The sequence below is a fragment of the Streptomyces hygroscopicus genome (assembly GCF_026168105.1).
GTDB classification, from domain to species: domain Bacteria; phylum Actinomycetota; class Actinomycetes; order Streptomycetales; family Streptomycetaceae; genus Streptomyces; species Streptomyces hygroscopicus_D.
In genome coordinates, this window is the sequence record NZ_LBMW01000007.1 from 161,448 (window position 1) to 179,874 (window position 18,427).

Sequence of the window (18,427 nt, forward strand, 5' to 3'; positions counted from 1 at the left end):
CCGGGCGCCGACCGTTCCCCGGGCGATCGCCGGGGAACGGTCAGCCGAGCTGAGGCGGCAGCGGTGCCGCGTGGGTGACGACCAGGCCCGAGACCGCGCGGGTCAGCGCCACGTACAGTCGGCGCAGGCCCGTCCGCTCGTCCGGTTCGCCGTCAACGACGGCCCTCGGCTCGTCGAGGACCACGTGGTCGTACTCCAGACCTTTGGCGAGCGACGCCGGCACCAGCGTCAGCCGGGTCTCCTGGGTCGTCTCCTCACCGGGCTCCAGATGGCCGATGCCTGCCGCGCCGAGCGCCTCGGCGAGTACGGGGACACGGGCGTCGGCGGCGATGAGGCCCACCGAGCCCTCCCGGCGCAGCAACTCCGTGCAGGCGGCGACCACTTCGGCGTCGTCACCGATCGTGCGCACCTCGAAGAAGCCCGGGTTCTCACGCACGGAGGCGACCGGCGTCAGACCCGGCGCGATGTGCGGCAGCAGCCTGGAGGCGTAGGTGATCACGTCGGTCGGCACCCGGAAACCGGCGGTCAGTTCCTCGATCACCGCGTCCGACTTCCCCAGGTGGGCGAGCGCCTCCTGCCAACTGCGCGTCGCCCAGGGCGTGGTGCCCTGGGCGAGGTCTCCGAGCACGGTCGCCGAACCGGTCGTGCAGCGTCGGCCGACCGCGCGGTACTGCATAGGGGAGAGGTCCTGCGCCTCGTCGAGCACGACATGCCCGAGCGAGTGCGTCCGTCGGACCAGGTCGGCGGTCTCGTCGATCAACACCGCGTCGGCGGACGACCACTTGGCGGACTTCACCGAACGTACCGGCTTCGCCCAGAGAACCTCCTTTCGCTCGTCCTCGTCGAGGATCCCGTCCGCGTGCTCGGCGAGGAAGCCGGCGTCGGTGAGCAGCCGCAGGACCAGCTTGGCCGGGTCGACGGCCGGCCAGATCGCCTTGACCGCCGCCTTCACGGCGGGGTTGCGGGCGACGGCGTCCTGCACGCGGTCGTCCGGCGCCTCCCCCGACCGTTCCATCTGGACGAGCACGGCGTGCGCGATCCGCTGCGGCAGGGCCTCGCGGGCGGCGCCGTAGCGGATGTCCCGGTCGAGCAACTCCCGGACGATCTCCTCGAGTTCGTAGGCGGGCACGCGCCAGCGCCGGGAGCCGCGCACCACCACGACCGGCTCGGCGGGCATCGTCACATGCGCGCGGACGGCCCTGCGGAGGACCTCCGCCATGCGTGCGTCGCCCTTGATGACGGACGCGGCCGCGGTGTCCGTCCCGCGCACCTCGACATGCGCGACCAGGTCGTCCACCGTCGCCTGCTTGACCTCCAGCTCGCCGAGCGCGGGAAGCACCTGCTCGATGTAGTGCAGAAAGGACCTGTTGGGACCGATGACGAGGGTGCCGGTGCGGGCGAGCCGCTCACGGTGTGCATACAGCAGGTAGGCGACCCGGTGCAGGCCGACGGCGGTCTTTCCCGTCCCCGGTCCGCCCTGCACACAGACCGTGCCGGACAGCCCGCTGCGGACGATCTCGTCCTGTTCGGGCTGGATGGTGGCCACGATGTCGCGCATAGGACCCACGCGCGGGCGCTCGATCTCCTGTTGCAGCAGCTTGCTGGCGGTGGCCGCCTCGGCCGGGTCGGAGAGGTGTTCGTCCTCGTACGCGGTGAGGTCGCCGCCGGTGTAGCCGAAGCGGCGGCGAAGCGCGACGTCCATCGGGTCCTTCTTCGAGGCCCGGTAGAACGGCTGGGAGACGGGCGCGCGCCAGTCGATCACCATGGGATCGCCGTCGGCGTCGTGCACGTGCCGGCGGCCGATGTAGAAGCGCTCTCCCTCGGCGCCCTCCGCCCGGTCGGCGCCGGGTGCGTGGAGGTAGTCGAGGCGGCCGAAGAACAGCGGGGTGTGGCTGAGGTCGGCGAGGGCCTTGATGCGTTCGTCGATCTGACGGGCGAGGACCTCGGCGTTGACCCAGTTCGCCGTGACGTCGCGGATGTCCAGGTTCTCCACGTCCTCGCGCATGGCGCGCAGGGCGGCACGGGAGGCGCTGAGGTGGGAACGCTCGCGTGCGAGCGGGTCGGCGTCGGAGAGGGGGCCGGACAGGGGGTGGGGGCCGGGGGCCGACGGAGCTGACGGGGTGGACACGGAAAGGTGCCTCCGGGGCGGTGGGCTCCCCCTTGTGCCGGCTTGTTCCGGGTGAAGCCGGGAACATGGGGGAGGCGGACCGGCGGGGCGCGGGCACGCACCGGCCGGCCCTCGCGGTGACGGGTGGCGGTTCTGCCGTCCGGTTTCCGTCCGGACGACGGCTCTCCGTGAAGGGAGGCGGGCAAGGCAGGGGATTCTAGGTGACGGGCGGATGCGGCGGCCAACGGTTTTCCCGGCGCCTCAGGGCCGTGCCCCCCGTTGCCCTAGGGGATGGCCTCCCTCCGCAGGAGTACACGGGCCGGACCGGAGGGGTACGAGCGGGCAGCGCAGGTTACGTCCATGGTCCGACGCCATTCGGGGCTCCGGGTTCCACCATGGAGACATGAGCGCAGCGACCTTCTCCCCGGTGCCCGCCCCGGGCGGTCCGCCATCCGGGGCGACAGCCATCGACGCCGAACCCCATCGGCATCCGTTCGGCGACGCCCTGCGCGCCGTGAAGGTTTTCCTCGGCGCCGCGGTGGACGTGGTCCTTTTCGGCGAGTACGGGGAAGAAGCGGGAGTCCGCCACCGCCGATAGCGGGGGCCGGAGTCCGCCACCGCCGATAGCGGGTGCCGCTCCTGGCGCCCGCGCGCACGAGCCACAGCCGGGCGGCAGCGCCCGGGTACGACGGTCCGCTCCGGATTCTGACGGAACGTGACCGTTCGTCACCTCCTGTGGCTTCTTTTTGTGCCTGCTTTGCTGTCCGGCTCAGTTCCCGGCCAGCAACTCGTCCGCGTCCACGATCCGGTAGGCGTACCCCTGCTCCGCCAGGAAGCGCTGACGGTGGGCCGCGAAGTCCTGGTCGATGGTGTCGCGGGCCACGACCGAGTAGAAGTGGGCCTGGTGGCCGTCGGCCTTGGGCCGCAGTACCCGGCCCAGCCGCTGCGCCTCCTCCTGCCGCGACCCGAACGTCCCCGACACCTGAATGGCGACGGTCGCCTCGGGCAGGTCGATGGAGAAGTTCGCGACCTTGGAGACGACGAGCACGCTGATCTCGCCCTCGCGGAAGGCGTCGAAGAGCTTCTCGCGCTGGGCGTTGGAGGTCTCGCCCTTGATCACGGGCGCGTCCAGGTGCTCACCGAGCTCGTCCAGCTGGTCGATGTACTGGCCGATGACGAGGATCTGCTGCCCGGCGAAGCGCCGCACCAGCGCCTCGGTCACCTTCCGCTTGGTGTCGGTGGTCGCGCAGTACCGGTACTTCTCGTCGGTCTCGGCGGTGGCGTACGCGAGCCGCTCGGAGTCGGTGAGGTTCACCCGCACCTCCACACAGTCGGCGGGCGCGATGTATCCCTGGGCCTCGATCTCCTTCCAGGGCGCGTCGAAGCGCTTGGGGCCGATCAGGGAGAACACGTCCGACTCGCGGCCGTCCTCGCGCACCAGGGTCGCCGTCAGGCCGAGCCGCCGCCGGGCCTGCAGGTCCGCCGTGAACTTGAAGACCGGCGCGGGCAGCAGATGCACCTCGTCGTAGACGATGAGCCCCCAGTCGCGGGAGTCGAACAGCTCCAGGTGCGGATAGACACCTTTCCGCTTGGTGGTCAGCACCTGGTAGGTGGCGATGGTGACCGGCCGGATCTGCTTCCTCGTACCGGAGTACTCCCCGATCTCGTCCTCGCTGAGCGAGGTCCGCTTCACCAACTCGTGCTTCCACTGCCGGGCGGAGACGGTGTTGGTGACGAGGATGAGGGTGGTGGCCTTGGCCTGGGCCATGGACCCGGCGCCGACGAGGGTCTTTCCGGCCCCGCAGGGCAGCACGACGACGCCGCTGCCCCCGTGCCAGAAGTTCTCGACGGCCTGCCTCTGATACGGCCGCAGGGCCCACCCGTCCTCGTGCAGTTCGATCGGATGTGCCTCGCCGTCCACGTACCCGGCGAGGTCCTCCGCGGGCCAGCCCAGCTTCAGCAGCACCTGCTTGATCTGCCCGCGCTCGGAGGGGTGGACGGCGACCGTGTCCGGGTCGATCCGGGTCCCGACCAGCGGAGCGATCCGCTTCGAGCGCAGCACCTCCTCGAGCACGGGCCGGTCGGTGCTGGTCAGGACGAGCCCGTGGGCGGGGTGCTTGGTGAGGCTCAGCCGCCCGTAGCGGTCCATGGTCTCTGCGATGTCGACGAGCAGCGCGTGCGGCACCGGGTAGCGGCTGTACTGCATGAGTGCGTCCACGACCTGCTCGGCGTCGTGCCCCGCGGCCCGCGCGTTCCACAGCCCGAGCGGGGTCACCCGGTAGGTGTGGATGTGCTCCGGCGCCCGCTCCAGTTCGGCGAAGGGAGCGATGGCCCGACGGCAGTCATCCGCCTGCTCGTGATCGACTTCGAGGAGCAGGGTCTTGTCGGACTGAACGATGAGCGGACCATTCACGCGCGGCACCCTTTCCGTGCGGCCGGACGTTCCGTGCGGCCAAACGTCCAGTGTGCCTCATACCGGGGTGATCACGGCTGGTCGTCCGCGAGCTCGGCAACCCCCGTGATCCGGTGCAGCGGGTAGGTGCGTACCTCGTCCGCCGTGTGGTCGTACGCCGTCACGAAGCCGCCCTCGACGCGGATGGGGGCGATGACGCGCTGGCTGGCCGTGCCCTCGGCGTTGACGTACCCGATCCAGAGGGACTCGCCGGTGAGGACGGCGGCCTGCATGGTGGCGAGGGTCTCGGCGGAGGTGGTGCGCGGGAGTTCGCCGTCGTCGGCGGTGGTCCGGGTGGGTTTGCGGACGGCTGTGGAGGCCAGGTCGCCGGCGCGGATGGCGCGCAGGGCCGCGGTCAGCAGCGTGGCGTCGGGGGCCGGGGGGCCGTCCGGGACCGGCTCCGGCGGGGTGCGCGGCGGGGTGCGGTGGGCATGGGCGCGGGCGATCAGGACGTCGCCCTCCGCGGATTCGGCGGCCGGTGCGAACCCCATCGCCCGCAGGCCTTCCAGCAGGGTCGCCGGGTCGGTCTGCGCGGCCAGGACCGTCGGGGCCAGGCGGCGCAGACGCAGGCCGGCCGAGCGCCTGTCGGCCAGGATCTCGCTCAGGAGCGCGTCGTCGTCGCAGCGCAGGTACGCCGAGGCCGCCCCCACGCGCAGATGCCCGTGCTTGCGGGCCACGTCGTCGATCAGATACGTGAGCGGCTGCGGGACCGGGGTGCGGGAGTGCGCGGCGAGGAACCCGTGCAGGTCCGACGCCGCCCGGCCCGCGTCCAGGGCGCGGCGTACGGAGGCGGGCGTGAAGCGGTAGACCGTCGCGCCACCCTTCGACTCCACGTCCGCGAGCACGCCGAGCATGTCGGCGAGCGGGCGCTTCAGCGGGCCGGGGGCGACCGCCGTCAGATCCGCCTGGAGCAGGACGTGGTCCAGGGGCTCGGGGAGCAGCGGTGCCAGCAGACGGGCGGCGCGGGCGGCGGCCGTGGTCTGCTCGGCGGCGGTGAGGGGTTCGCGCGGGGCGGGGCGCGGGTGCTGCCGGTGGACGGGGAGCTTGTCCCCGGGACCGGCCGGCTCGGCGGCCGGGGCGTGGTCGGGGTGTTCGCCGAGCAGTGCGCGGCCGTGCGCGGACAGGGCGCCTCGGCCGGTGACGCCCAGCAGTTCCGCCTCCGTCAGCGTCCACTGGGCGAGGAGGGTGCGCAGCTCGTGGGCCGCGGGCTGGGCGCCGCGCAGGGGCCGCTCCCAGCGCAGGCGGGACAGGAGGGACTCGGGGGTGGCCGCGGTCCCCTCGGGAAGACCGGCGAGCAGGGTCAGGACCCGGTGGCGGACCTCCGGCGCGGACGAGCGGTCCAGGCCCGGGCCGAGCGCGGAGAGCGCGCGGTCCTTGGCGTCCCGGCCGCCGACCAGGCCCGGGGTGCGGGTCGCGGCCAGCCAGGCCGTGGCCAGCCGACTCCACCGCTCGGCGTCGGGCAGTTCCAGCCACTCGTCGTACGCCGGGGTCGCCGCGTACCGCTCGTCGGCCTCGCCGTCCGACGCCAGCAGGCCCGCTGCGTAGGCGAGTTCCACCCAGAAGGCGGCCACGGGCTCGGACACGTCGAGCGCGACGGCCGTCCGCTTCAGATCGCGCACGCTCAGGCCGCCCGCGCGCAGCACCGACGGCCCGCCCTCGTCCCAGTCCTTCAGCAGTTCCTCGACGGTCGCCAGCGCGGTGTACGCCTGCGCCCCCGCCGTCGCGTCCACAACCTGTGGACGGTGTGCGGCGGCCGCCTCGACCGCGGGCGGAAGCGGCTCGGGGTGGCGGTGTGCGCGGCCGGACCGCAGATGCAGCGCGACCTCGCGGGGCAGGACGACCGTGCCCGGCGCCGTCGGAAGCAGCAGTCCACGGTCCAGCAGCCAGCGCAGACGCGGGGCAGGGTCGGCGGTGACCTGGCCGTACGGCGGGCCCCACGTCAGCCGGGAGAGCACCTCCGGGGAGTCGGCGGGGGCCGCCTCCAGCAGCGCCCCCATGCGGGCGCGGTCGGTGAACAGGGCGGTGAGCGCGGACACGGCGGACACGGCGTCGTGCGTGCCCGGCAGCCCGGCCGTGGTCAGGATCTCCTGGACCCGGCCCAGCGAGATGCCGGACGCCGCCTCGGCGACGGTGGGGCCCAGGCCGGTGGGCGAGGGGTGCTGCGGGGACGGGGTGAGCAGCTCCCGAGCCGTGCGGACGAGACGCAGACGGTCGTCGCCGCCCCAGACGAGGGCCTGCTCCCGGAGGACGGCGAGGGCCCGGGGGAGCGCCTCGGCGACCGCGGGATCGGCCTCCGGGCCTCCGTCGCCGGCCATCAGACCGAGGAGTTCGTGGTACGACGCCGGGTCCGGGCCCACCGCCAGGGCCTCCGCGGTCTGCAGGGCGAACCGGTCGAGTCGCTCCAGCGCACGCACGACGCTCGCCCGGGTGGCGGCGCGGGTGGCCAGCTGGGTGAGGTCGGTGGGGACGGGGGTGATCAGGTCCGGGCGTGCGCGGAGCAGCGCGGACAGCGAGGCGTCGTCCCGCGCACGCAGGGACTCGGCCAGCGAGCGGGGGCCGGCGGTGCCGGTGCCCGTGGCCGGGGGTTCCTCGCTTGAGCGCTCCTCGGGGGTCATCCGGTCAACGGTAGCGGGTGGGGTGGGGATGGCGCCCGGGCGCGCAGCGGTGACCTTGGCGGAGCGCGCACGTCCTGGACCGAGGGCACGCGTCCCGGTCGGCCCTCGTGCGGGTCCCCCGCTCGGGCGAAGGATTGGGGCAGTTCGAGCACGAGGCTGTTCAGGCCGATGGGGTCCCGGGGGCGGAGCCCGGGAGGACTCGCCCGGTACGGTACGTGTCAAAGCCGCCCACCCCGGAGGGGCTTCGTGGGGATCGAGAGCGACCAACTGGTCTTCGACTATCTGAGCCGGGTCGGAGACCTGGCCCAGCAGCGTCAGCTGCCGTCGGCGGCGCGCATGCGGCTCGTGTCCGAGCTGCGCAACGAGATCGACCGGCACCGGTCGAACTCCCCGGTCGACAGCCCGGCCGCGGTCCGCCGCATCCTCGCCCGTCTCGGCACCCCCGACGAGATCGTCGACGCCGCGTCCGCCGACACCCCGGGCGGCGCCGCCGGGAGCCGTCCGGCGGCCGTCCCCGTCCAGCGCGCGAACGACACCGAGGACCGCCCCAAGGGGCTGCGACGCGTCGTGCCCCGCCCGCGCCCCGCCGAGCCCGGTCCCGCCGGCCCCTCCCGCAACGCCCCCTCGCCGCCCCATCTGGCCGGAGCGCACGAGCTGGGCGACAGCGCTGCCCAGCCCGACTGGTGGCGCGTAGAGGGCGGTTCCGGCGGCGCATTCGGGCTCGGCGACGGCGTTCCCGGGTTCGTCGGCGGCGTGGAGATCCCCGAGCTGCTGAAACCGCCGCAGGGCGAGGCGCCGAGGCGTGAGGCCGACCGCTCCGGCCCGCACCCGGAACCGGCCACGGAGGCCGCACCCGCCGCCGAGGAGACCGCCGCCGCGCCACGCCGCCGGCTGCCCCGCCTCACCGGTCGGCGCAACCCGCTGCTGCTCCTTGCCGCCGGGCTGCTCGTGGCCGGTGCCGTGCTCGGCAACTGGCTCGCTCTCGGACTCGGCTGGCTCATCGCCTGGGCGTCCCGCCGACTGAGCCCCGCCGAGTCCAAGTGGGCGGTCATGGGCATGCCCGGTGTGGCCGCGGCCGCCGGGATCGTCTGGCTCTGGGGCCGCACCGACGGCCGCTGGGGCGATCCGATCGCCCAGGGCCACATGGACGACGCCGTCACCCAGACCTGGCCGTGGGTGGTCAGGGGAGCGGCCGTCGGCTCGGCCCTTTACCTGGTGTGGCGCTCACAGCGGCAGAAATGAGCGGCAGAGCGAGCGGCAGGGGCGAGCGGCAGAAGTGAGCGGCAGGGGCGAGCGGCAGAAGTGAGCGGCACAAGTGAGACGGCTCACGGCACGCAGATGCCATGACGGGCCGCAGATTCCCGCTGGGACAATGTCCCCCATGACGTCTCGCGCCCTCACGGTCGGCTTCGACCTCGACATGACGCTGATCGACTCCCGGCCCGGTATCCACGCCTGCTACCAGGCGCTGTCCGCGCGTACGGGGACGTTCATCGACGCCGATCTGGCCATCACCCGGCTCGGGCCGCCGCTGGTGGACGAGCTCGTCAACTGGTTCCCGGCGGAGCGGATCGACGCCATGGTCGGCCTCTACCGCGAGATGTACCCGACCATCGCGGTCCCCGCGACGACCGCCCTGCCCGGCGCCCGCGAGGCGATCGAGGCCGTGCGGGCGGCCGGCGGACGCGCGATCGTCGTCACCGCCAAGCACGAGCCCCTCGCCAAGCTGCACTTGGACCACCTCGGCATCGAGCCCGACGCCGTGATCGGCGACCTGTGGGCCGAGGGCAAGGCGCAGGCGCTGATCGAGCACGGCGCGGCCGTCTACGTCGGCGACCACACCGGGGACGTCCGGGGAGCCCGTACCGCCGACGTGTACTCCGTCGCCGTCGCCACCGGCCCCTGCGCCGCCGACGAGCTGCGGGCCGCGGGCGCGGACGCCGTCCTCGCCGACCTCACGGAGTTCCCCGCGTGGCTGACGACGTACGAGGCCCGCCCGGCGCGCGCCTAGGAGCGTGCCTGGCGCGCCCGCCTGCGGCCCTCCGCGATCGACTGGAGCACACCCGCCCCGGCGATCAGGAAGCCCACGGCCATGAGCATGCTCAGGCCGAACATGTACGTCGGGAAAGGCTTCGTCCCGAGCAGCAACGGGGCCACGGTGACCAAAGTGGCCACTGCTCCGACGAAGAACACGATGGCACCGGCACGGATCAGCCGGTCGCCGGCCGGGGCGGAATTCGCTTGGGTTTTGTCACGCACCGGACCAGGGTAGTTCCCAGCGCGAGGAACGACTCGGCGGCGTCTTGTCAGCGGCTCCCGGACCATTAGCCTTGGTACCGGCGGGTCCGTGCGGCCCGCTGCAGTGCTATCCAGAGCCGTTTCCCGAAACACTTTGCAGACGCAGTTTCCGACGAGTACGAGGACGAGGACAGACGTGCCCACCGGCAAAGTCAAGTGGTTCAACAGCGAGAAGGGCTTCGGCTTTCTCTCCCGCGACGACGGCGGCGACGTCTTCGTCCATTCCTCGGTTCTCCCCGCCGGAGTCGATGCCCTGAAGCCGGGACAGCGTGTGGAGTTCGGAGTCGTCGCCGGCCAGCGCGGCGACCAGGCGCTGTCCGTCACCCTTCTGGACCCGACCCCTTCGGTCGCGGCCGCCCAGCGGAAGAAGCCGGACGAACTGGCCTCCATCGTCCAGGACCTGACGACGCTCCTGGAGAACATCACCCCGATGCTGGAGAAGGGCCGCTACCCCGACAAAGCCTCCGGCAAGAAGATCGCGGGCCTGCTGCGCGCGGTCGCCGACCAGTTGGACGTCTGACCGAGCGCGGGGCGGGACCACGGTCAGGGGAACGCGAGCGCGTTCGGGCCGAGGGGCGGCACCAGCCCCTCGGCCGCGGCACGCGTGAGCAGGCCCCGGACCGCGGCATAGCCGTCCTCGCCCAGGCCGGCCGTGAACTCGTTGACGTACAGCCCGATGTGCTGGTCGGCCACCGCCGGGTCCATCTCCTGTGCGTGCTCCATGACATACGGGCGGGAGGCCTCGGGGTCGTCCCAGGCCGCCAGCACGGACGTACGGGCGGACTCGGCGAGCAGCTTCAGCGTGTCCGCGCCCAGCGAGCGCTTGGCGATGATCGCGCCCAGCGGAATCGGCAGGCCGGTGGTGTCCTCCCAGTGCTCGCCCATGTCGGCGAGCTTGTGGAGGCCGTAGTTCTGGTACGTGAACCGCGCCTCGTGGATGACGAGCCCCGCGTCGACCCTGCCGTCCCGCACGGCCGGCATGATCTCGTGGAACGGCATGACGACGATCTCGCCGACCCCTCCGGGCACCGTGTCCGCGGCCCACAGACGGAAGAGCAGATACGCCGTCGACCTCTCGCTCGGCACGGCGACCGACTTGCCGGTCAGTCCCCCGAGCTCTCGGCCTCGCTCGAGCAGGGGGGTGCCCCGAGCACCCGGCTCCCGGGTGAGCACCAGCGGGCCGCAGCCCCGGCCCAGCGCGCCGCCGGACGGCAGCAGGGCGTACTCGTCGAGGACGTACGGCAGCACGGCGTACGACACCTTCAGTACGTCGAACTCGCCGCGCTCGGCCATGCCGTTGGTGATGTCGATGTCGGCGAACGTGACGTCGAGGGCGGGCGCGCCCGGGACGCGGCCGTGGACCCAGGCATCGAAGACGAAGGTGTCGTTCGGGCAGGGCGAGAAGGCGATCCGGAGGGGCTCACTGGATGCGGTCATGCTGGTTCCAACTCTCCAATACGGGCGCGAGCTTCCCGAAGCCCTCGGTGAGGGCGGCGAGGGCCTCGCCGATGCGCCAGGCGGCGCGGTCGCGCGGGCCGACAGGGTTGGAGACGGCCCGGATCTCCACCACGGGCGTGCCGTGCGCGGTGGCGGCCTCGGCGACCCCGAACCCCTCCATCGCCTCGGCGAGCGCACGGGGATGCCGGGCGCGCAGAGTGGCGGCGCGCGCGGCGCCGCCGGTCACGGTCGAGACGGTGAGTACGGCCCCGGTGAGCGCGCCGGTGGCGGCGGCGAGGTCTCGTACGAGTGATGCCGGCGGCCGGTGGCTGACAGTTCCGAAGCCTAGTTCGGTGACGGGCAGGAAGCCGTCCGGGGTCTCGGCGCCGAGGTCGGCGGCCAGGATGTCGTCCGCGACGACGAGCGAGCCCACGGGCGCCTTCGGTGCGAAGCCACCCGCGATACCGGCCGAGACGACGAGGCCGTAGGGGGTGCCCTGGAGGGCGGCGGCGGTGAGCGCGCAGGCCGTGGAGGCGGCGGCGAGGGCCGGGCCCACACCGGCGGCGACGAGGTCGAGGGCGCCGGTGCGGTGCAGGGTCACCCCGGGGAGCGGAATCTCCGTGACCGGAGATGCGAGTGCCTTGGCCACCGCGTCCCGCTCCACGGGGACCGCGGTGGCCACGAGGACCCGTCCGATGGACGACGTGATCAGGAAGCCTTCTCGAGCTTGAAGGTCCACACACCCGTCACCTTGTTCTCGCCCTCCTTGATGGAGACGAGCGTGGAGTTGCCGCTCGCCCCGTACTGCGCGTTGAAGAACACGCTGCCCGGGATCGTGCGGTAGGTCTTCTTGCTGGAGTCGGTGAGCGGCTGGCCGTTCATCAGGAGTGTCCAGCTGTTGTCCGCGATGCCCGGGTCGACGCCGAAGCGGACCGTCTCATCGGGGTCGACCTTGATCGACTTGATGTCCTTCGACTTGAGGCACTTCGCGAGCTCCGCGGCCGGGATCTCCTTGCCGTCGTTGTAGCAGTCGGTCTGGGAGCTCACCGAGTTCGTGCCGACCGTGACGGTCGCCATGGGCGTCGGCTTGTTACAGGCGGACAGCAGGAGAAGTCCGGCGGAAACGGCGCCGAAGGCGGCTACGGCGCGGCGGGAACGCAGTGCGGTCATGGCCGAAGGCTATCGGGCGGGTCCGGCCCACTCCCCACGCGGGGTGCGCGACGTGCCGCGCACTCGTGCGATCAGGTGCCGAGCACCCGCCGCTTCACACCCCGCACTCCCGTTCGCCTCGGGCCGGGCGGTCCGTCCCGTCGGTCGCGCGCGCCCCGCCCCGAGCCGTCCCTTCCCGCTCCCTCAGATCGCCTTCGGGCGGGGCGGGCCGCCATGGTGGGCCGAGGCGAGCAGCCCGCGGACCGTCGTCAGCCAGCCCGCCGCGACGATCGTGGCGCCCACCGTGAGTCCCAGCACGCCGTTCAGCGGCAGCACGATGCCGATGGCGCCGCCCAGCACCCACGCCATCTGCAGCAGCGTCTCGGCGCGCGCGAATGCCGATGTGCGGACCAGCTCCGGCACGTCCCGTTGGATCAGTGCGTCCAGCGACAGCTTGGCGAGCGCCTGCGCGAAACCGGCGATCGCCGCCAGACATGTCACCAGGAACGCCCCGAAGAGGAGCGCCGCGGCGATCGCCGCGCCCAGCACGATCGCCACGACCGTCACAATGATCACTTCCGGTGCGCGCGATTTCAGCCAGGCGCCGACGGCCGTGCCCAGGGCGTTCCCCGCACCCGCCGCGACGCCCACGATGCCCAGCGACACCGCCGCGCTCTCACCGGTGAGCGGGTGCTCGCGCAGAAGGAAAGCCAGGAAGAAGATCAGGAAGCCGGACAGACAGCGCAGGGCCGCGTTGGCGGCCAGGGCGTGGGTGACGGCGGGGCCGACCGTGCGCAGCCCGGGGCGGCGCGCGACCGTGTCGCGGCGTGGGCCGCGCAGGTGCTGGGCGTCCGCGGCGAGCAGCGCGACGTCCTCGCCCTTGGCGGAGTCGACCTTCGGGGGCAGCGAGAACGACAGGAACGTCCCCGCGGCGAAGATCACGAAGGCGCCGTACAGCGGCCAGCCCGGGCCGATGGTGTGCAGTGCGGCGCCGATGGGCGCGGCCACGCCGGTGGCGAGAAGGCCGCTGAGGGTCACCCGGGAGTTCGCCTTCACCAGGGAGAAGTGCGGCGGCAGGAGCCGGGGGACGACGGCGCTGCGGACGACGCCGTACGCCTTGGACGCGACGAGCACGCCGAGCGCGGCCGGGTACAGCTCCAGACTGCCGCTCGCGACCGCACCCGAGATGACCAGGGCGAGCAGGGCGCGCGCGAGCATCGCGCCCGCCATCGCGGCCCGGCGTCCGTGCGGGAGACGGTCCAGCAGGGGGCCGATCACGGGCGCGAGGACGGTGAACGGCGCCATGGTGATGGCGAGGTAGAGCGCGACGCGCCCGCGCGCCTCGTCGGTCGGCACGGAGAAGAAGACGGTGGAGGCGAGCGCGACGGTGATCATGACGTCGCCCGCGCCGTTCACGGCGTGCAGTTCGATGAGTTTGCCGAGACCGGACTCGCCGGCGCCATGCGCGTGAGTGGCTCTGCGAATGCCACGGGCGGCGCCGGTGACGGGCAGGTGCAGGGCACGCCCGACCGCGCGGACGGACCCGCCGAACCGGCCCGAACCGCCACCCCGGCTGCGCCCCCCGGCCCCACCGAGCCCGGTGGTGCTCTGGGACGACCTCGCGGCTGCCACCCCGTCATAGTGCCCCGAGAAACGCGGGCATAGTGCGGTTACCGCGCGTACGGCGCCGGGTGGTGTCGTACTCCGGCCGGGCGGCTCGGGACGCGCAACGAACCGGCCAACCGCGCCCTGCGGCCGGAAGCCGGGGCGCCGACACACCCGGCACTGCGCGGGGCAGGACCGGGTTACGGGAATGCGCAGCCACTCGGTGTGGGCCCCGGAGCCCGGAGAGGGTAGCGTGCGTAGCGCGCCGTGGCGATTGTTCTCGGCCGCGCGCCTCTCATCCATCCCGCAGAATGGGTGGTGTAGGTGCGCCCGAGCGCTATCGGGCGCGGACGTCGACGCGGCCCCCCGGTCCGCTCCGTCCGCACCCCAGCCGAGGAAGGGCGCACCCGTGAGACGGCGTAGGAGAGAAGCGATACCTGTGAGCGCAGCGAGCACGCGAAGCCGCACCCCCGACCGCCTGTGCGCCGAGGCCGTCGACCTCGCCCGCGCCGCCGCCGAGGAGGCCGCCGCGCCCGGTGTGGTCGGCGAGCACGTCGGGATGGTGTCCGAGGGCGACCGCGTTGTCACGCACTTCTTCGAGGCCAAGGAACTGGGGTACCGGGGCTGGCGCTGGGCGGTGACGGTCGCCCGGGCGTCACGCGCGAAGGTGGTCACCCTCGACGAGACGGTGCTGCTGCCCGGCGCCGACGCGCTGCTCGCGCCGGAGTGGGTGCCGTGGAGCGAGCGGCTGCGCCCCGGAGACCTGGGCCCCGGCGACCTGCTGCCCACGGACGCGGAGGACCTGCGCCTGGAGCCCGGCTTCTTGGGCGAGGACGGGCCGCCGCCGAATTCCGCGGTCTCCGGGGAGATGGCGGAGCTGGTCGAGGCGGAGGACGCGGAGGTCACGGCGGGGACTCCGGCCCACCTGCCGATGGCGCCGTCTCGCGGCTCGATCGCCGCGGTCGCGGAGGAACTGGGCCTGCGGCGCGCCCGGGTCCTGTCCCGCTACGGCCTGCACATTGCGGCAGACCGCTGGGAGGACGCCTTCGGCCCGAAGACGCCTATGGCCCAGGCGGCGCCCGCGACGTGCGCCACCTGTGCCTTCCTGGTGCCGATCGGGGGCTCGCTGGGGCAGGCCTTCGGCGTGTGCGCCAACGAGTTCTCCCCGGCCGACGGCCGGGTGGTCTCCATGTCGTACGGCTGCGGCGCCCACTCGGAGGCGGCGGTCATGCCGACGACACCGCGGCCGGCCCCGCCGGTGGTCGACGAGACCAGGGTGGAACCGTTCCCTCTGCGGCCCGCCCCGGACTCGGGTTCGGTTCCGCCGGTCGCGGACGAGTCGTCCGCGGAGCTGGGGCACTCGTAGCCGGGGGGCAAACACAAGCCCGTCGTGCGGCCCCCGCTCGGGCGAAGCCGGGAGTGGGGGAGCCCGAGGAGGAGGCCGTTCGGGCCGAAGGCGGGTGCGGGAGGCGCAGCCGCCCGAGGCGGCCGCCCCGGCAGGCGGTGCCTTCCGCGAGCTACGGCACCCTCGCCGCACGGTACCTTCGTCCCGCAGCGTCGAGAGGGAGAGTGAACCGTGAGCAAGTTCGTGCGGCCGGCGGCCGAGGGCGCGGACCCGTTCGGGACGGCGCGCCTGCGGCGCGGGGTGCTGGACGCCTGGGCCACCAGCCCGGCCCGGTTCCGTGAGGACGCGAACGCCGAGGAGGACCTCGTACTCGGCGGGTACCGCGACCGCCTCGTCGTCGAGCTCGCGCAGAACGCCGCCGACGCGGCGGCCCGCGCGAAGGTGCCCGGCCGGCTCCGGCTCACCCTCCGCGACGGCGTGCTCGTCGCCGCCAACACCGGCGCCCCCCTCGACGCGGCCGGTGTCGAGTCGCTGTCCACACTGCGGGCCTCCGCCAAGCGCGAGGGCCAGGACCAGGCCGTCGGCCGCTTCGGCGTCGGCTTCGCGGCTGTCCTCGCCGTCACCGACGAACCCGCCGTCGTCGGCCGGCACGGCGGGGTGCGCTGGTCGCTGGCAGAGGCCCGCGAACTGGCCACCGGCACCGCACGGCACAGCCCCGGCCTCGGCGAGGAGATCCGGCGCCGCGACGGACACGTACCGCTGCTGAGGCTGCCGTTCGCCGCCGAGGGCAGCGCCCCGGACCCGTACGACACCGTCGTCATCCTCCCGCTGCGCGACACGGCCGCTGCCGATCTCGCCGAACGGCTCCTCCAGGCCGTCGACGACGCGCTGCTCCTCGCCCTGCCGGGCCTCGAAGAGGTTGTCGTGGAGATCGGCGACGGCGCTCCCCGCACCCTCCGCCGCCGCACCGAGGGCACCGACACCGTCATCGAGGACTCCCGCGACGGCACCACCCGCTGGCGTGGCGTCTCGCGGCACGGCGCGCTCACCCCGGACCTCCTCACCGGCCGCCCGGTCGAGGAGCGGCTGCGTCCGCACTGGTCCGTCACCTGGGCCGTCCCCCTCGACACCGACGGCACCCCGGCCCGCCCCCGTACCGCACCGGTCGTCCACGCCCCCACCCCCAGCGACGAGGCGCTCGGTGTGCCCGCCCTGCTCATCGCGTCGTTCCCGCTGGACACCAGCCGCCGCCATGTCGCCCCCGGCCCGCTCACGGACTTCCTGACGGAGCGGGCGGCCGACGCATACGCCGAACTCCTCGCCGGCTGGCGCCCGGTGACGTCCGGCCTCATCGACCTGGTGCCGGGGCCGCTCGGCAAGGGCGAGCTGGACGGCGCCCTTCGCGCGGCGCTTCTCGACCGGCTGCCGCGCACCGCGTTCCTGCCGCCCGCGAACGACCCCGGCGACGACAACGAGCTGCCCGAGGCGCTGCGCCCCAGGGACGCGGAGATCGTCGAGGGCGCGGGCGCCGAGACCGTGCGGGTCCTCGCCGAGGTGCTGCCCAGCCTGCTGCCCGCGGGCCTGGAACGCCGGGTGGAACTGCGGACACTGGGGGTCGCCCGGGTGCCGCTGACCGAGGCCGTCGACCGGCTCGCGGGCCTGGAGAAGGAGCCCGGCTGGTGGTGGCGGCTGTACGACAGCCTGGCCGGGGTCGACCCGGACCGGCTGACCGGGCTGCCCGTCCCGCTCGCCGGGGGTACCTCCGAGGCGTTCGGCACCGGGGGAGGCCGTACGACCATCGGGCCCCGGCAGGTCCTGCTGCCGACTCCCGACGGGCCGCCGGTGGCTCCCGAGGCCCTCGCCCGGCTGGGACTCAAGGTCGTCCACCCGGAGGCCGCCCACCCCCTCCTGGAGAAGCTGGGCGCCCTGCCCGCCACCCCCCGCGCCGTTCTCACCACCCCGCAGGTGCGGGCCGCCGTCGGGGCCTCCCTCGATGACGAGGGCCCCGGCTGGGACCAGGAGGGCCTGGACGCCGAGGAGCTGGCCGACACCGTCCTCGCCCTCGTCCGGGACGCAGGGCTCGAACCCGGCGACGAGCCCTGGCTCGGCGCCCTCGCCCTGTCCGACGAGGACGGCGAACTCGCCCCCGCCGGAGAACTCGTCCTGCCCGCCAGCCCCTTCGCGAGCGTCATGCGCGAGGACGAACTCGGCTTCGTCGATTCCGAGTTGGCCGAACGCTGGGGGGAGCAGCCGCTGGCCGCCTGCGGGGTGCTCGCCAACTTCACCCTCGTCCGCGCCACCGACGTCGTCCTCGACCCCGACGAACTGGAGCCCCGCGACTCGGACTTCGCCGAGCCCGACGACGTCGGGCTGCTCGACGCCGTCGACGTGTGGTGCGAGGACGTCCTGGACCGGCTGCCCGACACGCCCGTACCGCCGGTGGCGACCGAGATCGTCGCCGTGCGCGATCTCGACCTCGTCGACGACGACCGCTGGCCGGCGGCCCTAGCCCTCCTCTCGGAGCCCCCGCTGCGGGACGCGCTCACCCAGCCGGTGCGGATCCTGCTGCCGGACGGCACCCATGAGGTCGTACGGCCGTACACGGCCTGGTGGCTGCGCGGTCATCCCGTGCTCGGCGGCCGGCGGCCCGCCGGTCTGCGCGTGGCCGGTGGCGACCCGCTGCTGCACGGCCTGTACGACGAGGCCGACGCGACCGGCTTCGACGACGAGCAGGTGCTGCGCGCCCTCGGCGTACGGACGTCCGTGGCCGCCCTGCTCGACGAGCCCGGCGGTGCGGCCGAACTGCTCGACCGGCTCGCCGACCCGCGGCGGCACGTCTCGGCCGCCCAACTCCACGCCCTCTACTCCGCGTTGGCCGAGCTCGAGCCGGAGCAGGTGAGCCTGCCGGACGAGTTGCGCGCGGTCGTCGACGGCCGGGTGACCGTCGTGGACGCCGCCGATGCGGTGGTCGTCGACTCTCCCGACCTGCTGCCCTTCACCGAGGGCGTCCCGCTGCTGCCCGTTCGCCCGACGCGGGCCGCCGACCTCGCCGAGCTGTTCCAGGTACGGCGGCTGAGCGAGTCGGTGACGGGCGAGTTGACCTCCGAGGGCGCCGAGCACGGCGTACCGGAGTCCGTACGGGTCCTGCTCGGCCCGTCCACCCCGGCGTCGTATGTCGAGCACGACGAACTCACCGTCGGCGGTGTGGAGATCGACTGGCGGCTGACGAGCGACGGCGTTCTGCACGCCTCGACCCTGGAGGGCGTCGCCGCCGGGCTCGCCTGGGCGGCGGGCCAGTGGCCGCGCCGCTTCGAGGTCGCGGCCCTGCTGGAGGACCCGTCCCGCACGGAGGAACTGGCCCGGGACCGCTGGTTCGACTGATGACGGTTCGGCCGGGGAGCCGTACCGCGAGTCGAACG

The 18,427-nt window shown here is 73.6% G+C and carries 14 protein-coding genes; 6 read left to right on the forward strand and 8 right to left on the reverse strand.

Annotation, left to right across the window (positions count from 1 at the left end; genetic code table 11):
• Window positions 1-40: 40 nt before the first annotated feature.
• Window positions 41-2,005 (reverse strand): HelD family protein, encoded by a 1,965-nt coding sequence (locus AAW14_RS10415; protein ID WP_265562479.1) that lies wholly within the window; start codon window positions 2,003-2,005, stop codon window positions 41-43.
• Window positions 2,006-2,510: 505 nt separating this feature from the next.
• Between AAW14_RS10415 and AAW14_RS10420 the strand changes: the two genes are divergently transcribed.
• The gene (locus AAW14_RS10420; protein WP_265562330.1) at window positions 2,511-2,705 is read left to right on the forward strand and encodes a hypothetical protein; all 195 of its coding nucleotides are present in this window, start codon (window positions 2,511-2,513) and stop codon (window positions 2,703-2,705) included.
• A gap of 171 nt (window positions 2,706-2,876) precedes the next feature.
• Here AAW14_RS10420 and AAW14_RS10425 read toward each other — a convergent pair whose 3' ends face one another.
• Both AAW14_RS10425 and AAW14_RS10430 read right to left on the reverse strand, forming a co-directional pair.
• Window positions 2,877-4,520, reverse strand: coding sequence for a DNA repair helicase XPB (locus AAW14_RS10425; RefSeq protein WP_265562332.1), 1,644 nt, complete (start codon window positions 4,518-4,520; stop codon window positions 2,877-2,879).
• A gap of 71 nt (window positions 4,521-4,591) precedes the next feature.
• Window positions 4,592-7,174 (reverse strand): helicase C-terminal domain-containing protein, encoded by a 2,583-nt coding sequence (locus AAW14_RS10430; protein WP_265562334.1) that lies wholly within the window; start codon window positions 7,172-7,174, stop codon window positions 4,592-4,594.
• Between the two features lie 246 nt (window positions 7,175-7,420).
• Here AAW14_RS10430 and AAW14_RS10435 point away from each other — a divergent pair, with 246 nt between their 5' ends.
• Entirely contained in the window at window positions 7,421-8,416 is a 996-nt protein-coding gene (locus tag AAW14_RS10435; protein ID WP_265562336.1) for a hypothetical protein, read from the forward strand.
• Window positions 8,417-8,546: 130 nt separating this feature from the next.
• A complete protein-coding gene (locus AAW14_RS10440; RefSeq protein ID WP_265562338.1) occupies window positions 8,547-9,185 on the forward strand; it encodes an HAD family hydrolase in 639 nt (212 codons plus the stop codon).
• Here the strand turns inward: AAW14_RS10440 and AAW14_RS10445 are convergent.
• Window positions 9,182-9,433, reverse strand: coding sequence for a hypothetical protein (locus AAW14_RS10445; RefSeq protein ID WP_265562341.1), 252 nt, complete (start codon window positions 9,431-9,433; stop codon window positions 9,182-9,184). The genes AAW14_RS10440 and AAW14_RS10445 overlap by 4 nt on opposite strands.
• Before the next feature lie 175 nt (window positions 9,434-9,608).
• On the opposite strand from AAW14_RS10445, the gene AAW14_RS39455 reads away from it, so the two are divergent.
• Complete coding sequence (locus AAW14_RS39455; RefSeq protein WP_322741056.1) at window positions 9,609-9,992, forward strand: cold-shock protein; 384 nt, start codon at window positions 9,609-9,611, stop codon at window positions 9,990-9,992.
• 23 nt (window positions 9,993-10,015) lie between these two features.
• On the opposite strand, the gene AAW14_RS10455 is transcribed toward AAW14_RS39455, so the two are convergent.
• The 4 genes from AAW14_RS10455 to AAW14_RS10470 form a co-directional block, all read right to left on the reverse strand.
• Window positions 10,016-10,909 (reverse strand): 1,4-dihydroxy-6-naphthoate synthase, encoded by an 894-nt coding sequence (locus AAW14_RS10455; protein ID WP_265562343.1) that lies wholly within the window; start codon window positions 10,907-10,909, stop codon window positions 10,016-10,018.
• The gene (locus tag AAW14_RS10460) at window positions 10,893-11,648 is read right to left on the reverse strand and encodes a futalosine hydrolase (protein ID WP_265562345.1); all 756 of its coding nucleotides are present in this window, start codon (window positions 11,646-11,648) and stop codon (window positions 10,893-10,895) included. The genes AAW14_RS10455 and AAW14_RS10460 overlap by 17 nt, the downstream gene beginning before the upstream one ends.
• Complete coding sequence (locus tag AAW14_RS10465) at window positions 11,618-12,079, reverse strand: DUF2771 domain-containing protein (RefSeq protein ID WP_265562347.1); 462 nt, start codon at window positions 12,077-12,079, stop codon at window positions 11,618-11,620. The genes AAW14_RS10460 and AAW14_RS10465 overlap by 31 nt, the downstream gene beginning before the upstream one ends.
• A gap of 183 nt (window positions 12,080-12,262) precedes the next feature.
• The gene (locus tag AAW14_RS10470) at window positions 12,263-13,690 is read right to left on the reverse strand and encodes an MFS transporter (protein WP_265562350.1); all 1,428 of its coding nucleotides are present in this window, start codon (window positions 13,688-13,690) and stop codon (window positions 12,263-12,265) included.
• 412 nt (window positions 13,691-14,102) lie between these two features.
• Between AAW14_RS10470 and AAW14_RS10475 the strand changes: the two genes are divergently transcribed.
• Both AAW14_RS10475 and AAW14_RS10480 read left to right on the forward strand, forming a co-directional pair.
• Window positions 14,103-15,029, forward strand: coding sequence for a DUF3027 domain-containing protein (locus AAW14_RS10475; RefSeq protein WP_265562351.1), 927 nt, complete (start codon window positions 14,103-14,105; stop codon window positions 15,027-15,029).
• 210 nt (window positions 15,030-15,239) lie between these two features.
• Complete coding sequence (locus tag AAW14_RS10480; RefSeq protein WP_265562353.1) at window positions 15,240-18,389, forward strand: sacsin N-terminal ATP-binding-like domain-containing protein; 3,150 nt, start codon at window positions 15,240-15,242, stop codon at window positions 18,387-18,389.
• Window positions 18,390-18,427 lie beyond the last annotated feature (38 nt).